Source organism: Thalassospira sp. UBA848, assembly GCF_002295455.1.
Lineage (GTDB): Bacteria > Pseudomonadota > Alphaproteobacteria > Rhodospirillales > Thalassospiraceae > Thalassospira.
This window is the reverse complement of record NZ_DBGS01000008.1, coordinates 1-6,754: the sequence shown is the minus strand read 5'-3', so window position 1 is coordinate 6,754 and position 6,754 is coordinate 1. Positions and strand designations below refer to the sequence as shown.

At 55.6% G+C, this 6,754-nt stretch carries 9 protein-coding genes; 6 read left to right on the top strand and 3 right to left on the bottom strand.

The features are described 5' to 3' along the window. Window positions 1–135: 135 nt before the first annotated feature. On the top strand, window positions 136–1,080 hold the full coding sequence (gshB, locus tag B2R48_RS01430) for a glutathione synthase (protein WP_062957088.1): 945 nt from the start codon (window positions 136–138) through the stop codon (window positions 1,078–1,080). 94 nt (window positions 1,081–1,174) lie between these two features. Here the strand turns inward: gshB and B2R48_RS01425 are convergent, their stop codons facing one another. Then, complete coding sequence (locus B2R48_RS01425; protein ID WP_062957089.1) at window positions 1,175–1,468, bottom strand: cupin domain-containing protein; 294 nt, start codon at window positions 1,466–1,468, stop codon at window positions 1,175–1,177. A 246-nt stretch (window positions 1,469–1,714) separates the two neighbouring features. On the opposite strand from B2R48_RS01425, the gene B2R48_RS01420 reads away from it, so the two are divergent. Together B2R48_RS01420 and B2R48_RS01415 are read left to right on the top strand one after the other, a co-directional pair. Further along, window positions 1,715–3,172 (top strand): alkaline phosphatase D family protein, encoded by a 1,458-nt coding sequence (locus tag B2R48_RS01420; protein WP_296996906.1) that lies wholly within the window; start codon window positions 1,715–1,717, stop codon window positions 3,170–3,172. 51 nt (window positions 3,173–3,223) lie between these two features. After that, window positions 3,224–3,853 (top strand): glutathione S-transferase N-terminal domain-containing protein, encoded by a 630-nt coding sequence (locus B2R48_RS01415; RefSeq protein WP_296996904.1) that lies wholly within the window; start codon window positions 3,224–3,226, stop codon window positions 3,851–3,853. Window positions 3,854–4,019: 166 nt separating this feature from the next. Here B2R48_RS01415 and B2R48_RS01410 read toward each other — a convergent pair whose 3' ends face one another. Beyond that, window positions 4,020–4,586, bottom strand: coding sequence for a carboxymuconolactone decarboxylase family protein (locus tag B2R48_RS01410; RefSeq protein ID WP_296996901.1), 567 nt, complete (start codon window positions 4,584–4,586; stop codon window positions 4,020–4,022). 116 nt (window positions 4,587–4,702) lie between these two features. Here B2R48_RS01410 and B2R48_RS01405 point away from each other — a divergent pair, with 116 nt between their 5' ends. From B2R48_RS01405 to B2R48_RS01395, 3 genes are all read left to right on the top strand, one after another. Continuing rightward, window positions 4,703–5,302, top strand: a complete 600-nt coding sequence (locus B2R48_RS01405) for a TetR/AcrR family transcriptional regulator (protein ID WP_296996900.1) — start codon at window positions 4,703–4,705, stop codon at window positions 5,300–5,302. Window positions 5,303–5,408: 106 nt separating this feature from the next. Then, window positions 5,409–5,645: a hypothetical protein gene (locus B2R48_RS01400; RefSeq protein ID WP_213475719.1), complete on the top strand. Its 237-nt coding sequence runs from the start codon at window positions 5,409–5,411 to the stop codon at window positions 5,643–5,645. A gap of 129 nt (window positions 5,646–5,774) precedes the next feature. After that, window positions 5,775–6,257, top strand: a complete 483-nt coding sequence (locus B2R48_RS01395; RefSeq protein ID WP_296996894.1) for a GNAT family N-acetyltransferase — start codon at window positions 5,775–5,777, stop codon at window positions 6,255–6,257. A gap of 27 nt (window positions 6,258–6,284) precedes the next feature. On the opposite strand, the gene B2R48_RS01390 is transcribed toward B2R48_RS01395, so the two are convergent. Continuing rightward, the coding region (locus B2R48_RS01390; RefSeq protein WP_296996891.1) for a MarR family winged helix-turn-helix transcriptional regulator at window positions 6,285–6,754 on the bottom strand (470 nt) is incomplete at its 5' end.

Sequence of the window (6,754 nt, the reverse complement as noted above, 5' to 3'; positions counted from 1 at the left end):
TACATATCGCATCATTTGGCCGGGAAGGCCAGCCGGGTCAAGCCATGCCCGCAAATGACCTTATTTGGCCGGTTTGGGCCATATTTGCGGAGTAATGACCGGCTTGATCAACGGTCTAAAGGAGAACGCTTTATAATGAGCCGTATCGTCGCCATCCAGATGGACCCGATTGAAAGCATCGACATCAAGGGGGATTCCACCTTTGTCATGGGCCTTGAAGCCCAGGCGCGCGGATATGAACTTTTGCATTATCATCCCGATGACATGTTCTATGACCGGGGCCGGATCAAGGCGGAAGTCCGCCCGATGACGCTTCGGTACGAGCATGGCAACCATCATGATCTGGGGGCACCGCGCGTGATTGATCTGGCGCGCGAAACTGACGTTATCCTGATGCGTCAGGACCCGCCCTTTGACATGAACTATATCACGGCGACCCATCTGCTTGAGGCGATCCACCCGGAAACCTTCGTGGTCAACCATCCGGGCCATGTCCGCAATGCGCCGGAAAAGATCTTTGTCACCGAATTTCCCGATCTGATGCCGCCGACCCTGATCACGCGGTCCGGCGCGCGGATCAAGGATTTCCGCGAAGAATACAAGGACATCATCGTCAAGCCGCTGTTTGGCAATGGCGGGGCGGGTGTGTTCCACCTGAAACCCGGTGACGAGAACCTGAACTCGCTGCTGGAACTGTTTGCCGCCCAGTCGCGCGAACCGTTGATGGTGCAGGCCTATTTGCCCGATGTGCGCAAGGGCGACAAACGCATCATTCTGGTCGATGGCGAACCGGTGGGGGCGATCAACCGTGTCCCGGCCGAGGGAGAAGCACGGTCAAACATGCATGTTGGCGGTGTGGCCGAAAAATCGATGCTGACCCCGCGTGAACGCGAGATTTGTGATCGCATCGGCCCGGAGCTCAAGAAACGTGATCTGATCTTTGTCGGGATCGACGTGATTGGCGATTACATGACCGAAATCAACGTCACCTCTCCGACAGGCTTGCAGGAAATCAACCGGTTTGACGGCTCCAAGCTTGAAGGCCTGATCTGGGATGCGATCGACAAGCGTCTGGGCTAAGTCTGCGCCAAGTCAGGCTTTTAAAAGTGCTTTGAGACGAAAACGGGCAGGTGTTGATCACCTGCCCGTTTTGTTTGCAAGCCGGTAAGGCTTGTTATTTGGCTTCGATCTCGACAAAGGTGATCGGGAAATCATTTTCGTTAATCACGTTATGCGCAACCCCGGTCTTGCGGGAATAGGACTGCCCGACTTTCATTTCCGACGGAAACGTTGTGCCATCGTCGTTCACAATGGTCAGGGTTCCCGTGGTCATCGGGACCACGACATAATCCATGCCATGGACGTGGTCGCCGGTTTCCGATCCCGGGGGGAAATGCCATTCGGTCACCCGGAAGGTGTCATCATCGACCTGAACGGTGGGAATGGCTTTGGGGCGCTGTGTTGTCATGGGGCTTTTCCTGTGTGTGGCGTTATTACTGCAAGACCAAAAAAGACTAACGTATTCGGGCATTTAATCAATTGCCGGTCTTTGGAAGCCTTTTGTCCATGATGCTTTTTTGTTCGAAATTCCCGGCCCAATTGATTTTAATCGTTGGCACGGATCGCACCCGGATGATCAGGTCCTGATCCAAAGGGAACCAAAACCGCGATCAAACGTATGATTTAAGGGCAATTTTGGCAGGTTAGAAAGCGCATGACGAGTACCGAGGCGAAAACACTCAGCGATCAGAATCTTTTCGGACCGTTTCTGTTCGCCCGGGGCGCTGACACCAGGACGGTGAAACTGGCCGCACTTGTGGTGGCGCACGAAGGTGCTGAAATACCCGAACTGCGCGCAAATGGCCGTGATGTTATTGCCCCGACCAAGCTGGCAACCCTGTTTGGCCGAAGCTATTGGCGGTTTGACTTTGAACTGCCGAAAAGCCGCACTGCGGGATATAGTTTCGGAAACGAAACATACGAGGTTTGCACGGATCTTGGGGATGATCTTCGCATCGGGTTTGTATCGTGCAATGGTCAGGAAGACGGTGATCTGGACCGGCCGCTTGAAGATCGAAACGCACTTTGGGCGGATCTTGGGCACGAACACGCCAAGCAACCCTTTTCCCTGTTGCTGCATGGCGGTGATCAGATTTATGCCGATGGCGTCTGGCACTGTCATCCCGACATCATTGCCTGGGACAAGGCCAAGCGGCGCGAACGGATGGCCACCGGCTTTTCCGATGTCATGCGCGATGCGGTTCTGAAATTCTATCTGGATCATTATCTGGCGATTTATGGTCAACCCCAGATCAGCCACATGCTTGCACGGGTACCGTCGCTGATGATGTGGGATGACCATGACATTTTTGATGGCTGGGGCAGCCACAAGAAATGGTTTCAGGGCACTGCAGTCGCCAGGGGCATGTTTGCCTGCGCACGGGAGGCCTTTTGCCTGATGCAGCTTGGCTGTGCGCCGGATGAGCTGCCCAACATGGTAATGGACCGCGATGGAAAAAGCCTTGCCTGGCGGGTTGATTTCCCCGGTGTGACGATCATCGCGCCGGATTTGCGCTCGGAGCGCACACCCGATGCCATCATGGGCGAACATGGCTGGCGCGATGTGCCCAAGGCGCTTGAAACGGTGCCGGATGGCAATCGGATTTTGCTGATGTCGAGTGTGCCGGTGATCGGGCCGCGATTGTCACTGGTCGAGATGATGCTGCATCTTTTGCCCAAGGCCCAGAAATACGAGGATGACCTGCGTGATCAGTGGCAAAGCCGCTGGCACCGCCGCGAGTGGTGCCGGTTTCTTGAGCTGATCGAACAGGTCGCCAATGACCATGATCACGAAATCACGCTGCTTTCGGGCGAAATTCATGTGGCAACGCGCGGCACCTTTGAAACACGGGGCAAAACCATCCATCAGTTGGTGGCATCGGGCATCTCGCACACTGCACCACCGGTGACCTTTGCGCGGGCCCTGGGGCTTTTGGCGTGGATCGGGGACAACCCGCTTCCGGACCGGCCGACAAAGTTAAAACCGCTGCCTGAACGCAAAGGTACCTATTGTGCGGCGCGAAATTACCTTACACTGTCACGTGACGATACCAACTGGCATGCGAACTGGCATCTTGAAGGGATCGGCTGGACGCCGGATTTACGCATTTGACGGTGTTCATGGACCCAAGGGATATCAGCTGATGGCAAGGGGCTTTGGATCATGATGCAGCTTTATTACGCGCCAACTTCACCCTTTTCGCGCAAGGTGCGTGTTATCCTGCGTGAACTTGGTCTGGAAAAACAGATCAGCGAAATCCTGATTGATCCCTGGACGGATGAAGCGCTGCGCGCCCATAACCCGCTGTCAAAGGTCCCGACCCTGATCCTTGAAGACGGCATGGCGGTTTTTGAATCCGCCGTGATCTGTGATTATCTGGATCAGCTTGCCAAATCCCGGGGCATTTCAGAGGGCGTTATCCCCGAAAGCGGTCCGGGCCGCCTGAGTGCCCTTAAATGGCAGGGACTGGCCGATGGCATGATGGCGGCAACCGGGCGACTTTATGCCGACTCAAACCGCGAAGACAGTGATCGTTGCGAAATCGTAATGGAGAGACAGGCACAAGCCATCACCTCTGGCATTACGGCGATCCTTGACGGTCTGGCAAGCCTGCGTACCGAGGCGCCCCATCTTGGCACCTGGTCGGTGCTGGTTGCGCTTTATTACATTGATTTCCGCTGGCCGGATCGCCGGTTTGAGATTCCGGTGCGGGTACGCGACTGGATGGCGATCATGTCCGAACGCGAATGCTTTACCGAGACGACTTTTCACCTGCCACATGATGATGACTGACTGGCCTACCAACGGTTGGGATAACGGTCAGGTTTGAGATCAGAAAAAAAGCACCGCCCGTGGACAAGGCGGGCGGTGCAGGACAACGCAAGGATATGGCGCAGGGGGATGGGGGAAACTGTCCACGCCGATCATGTGCGTTGATAACAGGTTGAGGCAGACGCAATCAGGCGGCCTTTGCGCCGGATTTTTCCCATGCAAAACGCTGGAACGGTTCATCAACCGGGGTTTCAGCAACGTGGTTGATGTAATTTGACATCACTTTCTGGGCCAGACCCAAGATGATCTCAAGCACCTGTTGCTGGGCGTAACCCGCTGCATAGAAGGCATCGAGCTGATCGGCCGTGACATTGCCGCGCCCGCGGGTCATGGCAAGGGTGAAGGTACGCAGTGCTTCAAGCTTTTCGGAGGCCAACGGGGTTTCATCGCGCAGCGCATTGATGGTGTCAGCATCGATTTTCATCATATGCGCAATCGCGGTATGGGCCGGAACGCAATAGTGGCAGCCATGCTCGACATTAATCGTCATCCAGACAACGGTCAGTTCATCGGCATCGAAGCTTGTCTTCTGAAACAGGCCGTGCAGGACCTGATAGCCTTCAAGCACAGCCGGGGCTTCGGCCATGACACCGTGCAGGCCCGGGATCATGCCAAAGGCATCAAGGGAGTTTTGCAGAAGCGGCTTGGAATCGGCCGGGGCGGACTCTTTGTCGTGAATTTTGAAGTCGGACATGGCGTAATCTCCAGAATTGTTGAGTGATTGCTCAATAACGATGGGCCGACGCTACCTTGACGATTTTACAAAGGCAAGTTATTTTTGAGTGACTGCTCAATAAACAAGGAAATATCGTGGCGAGACCAAGCTCATTTGATCGCGAAGATGCCCTGGCAAATGCGCGCAACCTGTTCTGGCGCAAGGGGTTTCATGCGACCTCGCTCAAGGATATCGAAGCGGCCCTGTCGCTTAAGCCTGGCAGCATCTATGCCGCGTTTGGCAGCAAGAAAGCGCTGTTTTCCGAGGCGCTGACATATTATGCCCATGGTGTCGCCGAAGAATTCCGAAGCCATATGGCGCAGTCCGACTCACCGCTTACCGGTCTGATCGGCTATGTGCGCAGCATCACGCACCAGAGCGAGAACAAGATGCCGTCAAATGCCTGCATGGTGTTCAAGACGGCCCTTGAACTCGCCAATGACGACTCCGAGCTTAAGGAACTGGCGGCACAGCAACTGACCGGCATGGCCAATCTGTTTGCCGGGGCGTTTGAAGACGCCCGACACGCTGGCGAAATTGCACCGGATGTCGATCCGCATCGCGCGGCAGTTAAGCTGCAAACCAGCATCACCGGCCTGCGCGGCATGATCGAAAGCGGCCTTCCGGCTGCGGATGTTCAAAACCTGATTGATGACATCATTGCGGATATGGAACGTTTGCGTGTCGCACACTGAGTAACCATCTGCATTGATTGGGTGCGACAAACGCCGCCAGACGTGCTATCGCCCCACCTTAACGCCCCATCCTGGCGCCTGAACCGCGAACGGAACTGCAAAAAAAATGACCGAACCGACCATTACCAAAGCCATGCGCGAACGCGCCTGGGTCCGCGCCGAACGGATTGAGGGCGAAGACCCCAAGGAAGTGCGCAAACACGCGGCCAGTGGCATCACCATGAAAAAGGCCAGCTTTGGCAAGTTCCGCAATTTCGGCTGGACCGTGGTGAACGAGGAAGCGGTGCCGTGCCGCAAGGAATTCCTGCCGCCGCGTGAAACGGATGACGGATCCCCGGACTAGGCCACTATCGCAAATGTGATGGGTGCCATTCGGTGCAGTGATTGACAAAACCATGACCAAAGGGCGCAATAAACGGATGGTTTTTGCGCCCTTTTTGCTGCGCGGCTGCTCTTTTGGGGACTGGTTCCGATGACAACCCGAAGCGATTTGATTGCATTTGGTGCGCTTGATGATATCGCGCCTGCAACCCTGATTGCCCATATGTCCAACCCGCGTCTGGCAGAACATATGCCGTTGCTTGGTGACCGTTGGGACCAGAACGAAGTTGACCGGTTTCTTGCGGCCAAGAAGGCCTATTGGCAGCGGGATGGTTTGGGGCACTGGGCCATTTTCCATGATCGCGAATATGTCGGCTGGGGCGGTTTCCAGAAGGAAGGCGATGACTGGGATTATGGGCTGGTGCTGCGCCCTGAATGCTTTGGCCTTGGCATGGCGATCACGCGCAAGGCGCTTGAATTTGCGCGCGCCGATAACCGCATCGATTCTGTGACCTTTTTGCTGGCGCCGACCCGCACAAATCTTGGCGTTTTACGACGCCTTGGCGCGGTTGATGAAGGAACGGTTTTTCTGCACGGGGCGGCTTTTCGAAAATTCAGGTTAAAGACCGGATAACATGATCGCGTGGCACCAACGCCAGACCTAGTCATCGGGATCATGGGACAGGTTGATTAACGCCGCCAGAAGCTGTTTCGGGTCTTCATCGGCGACCTGATTTTCCAGCTGTTGCTGGGTTTCCTGCCAGATCGGAAAGGCGCGCGCCAAAAGCGCCATGCCATCCCTGGTCAGGGTCAGGAGACGCCCGCGCTTGTCCTTGGGGTCGGTTGTAATCTCAATTAGTCCGCGCCGTTCAAGCGGTTTGAGATTGGCGGTCAATGTGGTGCGATCCATCGCCAGAAGGTCAGCGACATCTTTCATGTGCGGCGGGTATGGCCGGTTTAGCGACATCAAAAGTGAATATTGCCCGCTGGTCAGATCAAGGGGACGAAAAGCGTCATCAAACCGTCTGGCGATGGTGCGGGCCGCGCGCCGGACATGCAGGCAAAGACAGGAGTCCCGAACCATTATGGTATCAGCAAATGGCACGGTCTGATCGCTATGGTTGAAATCTT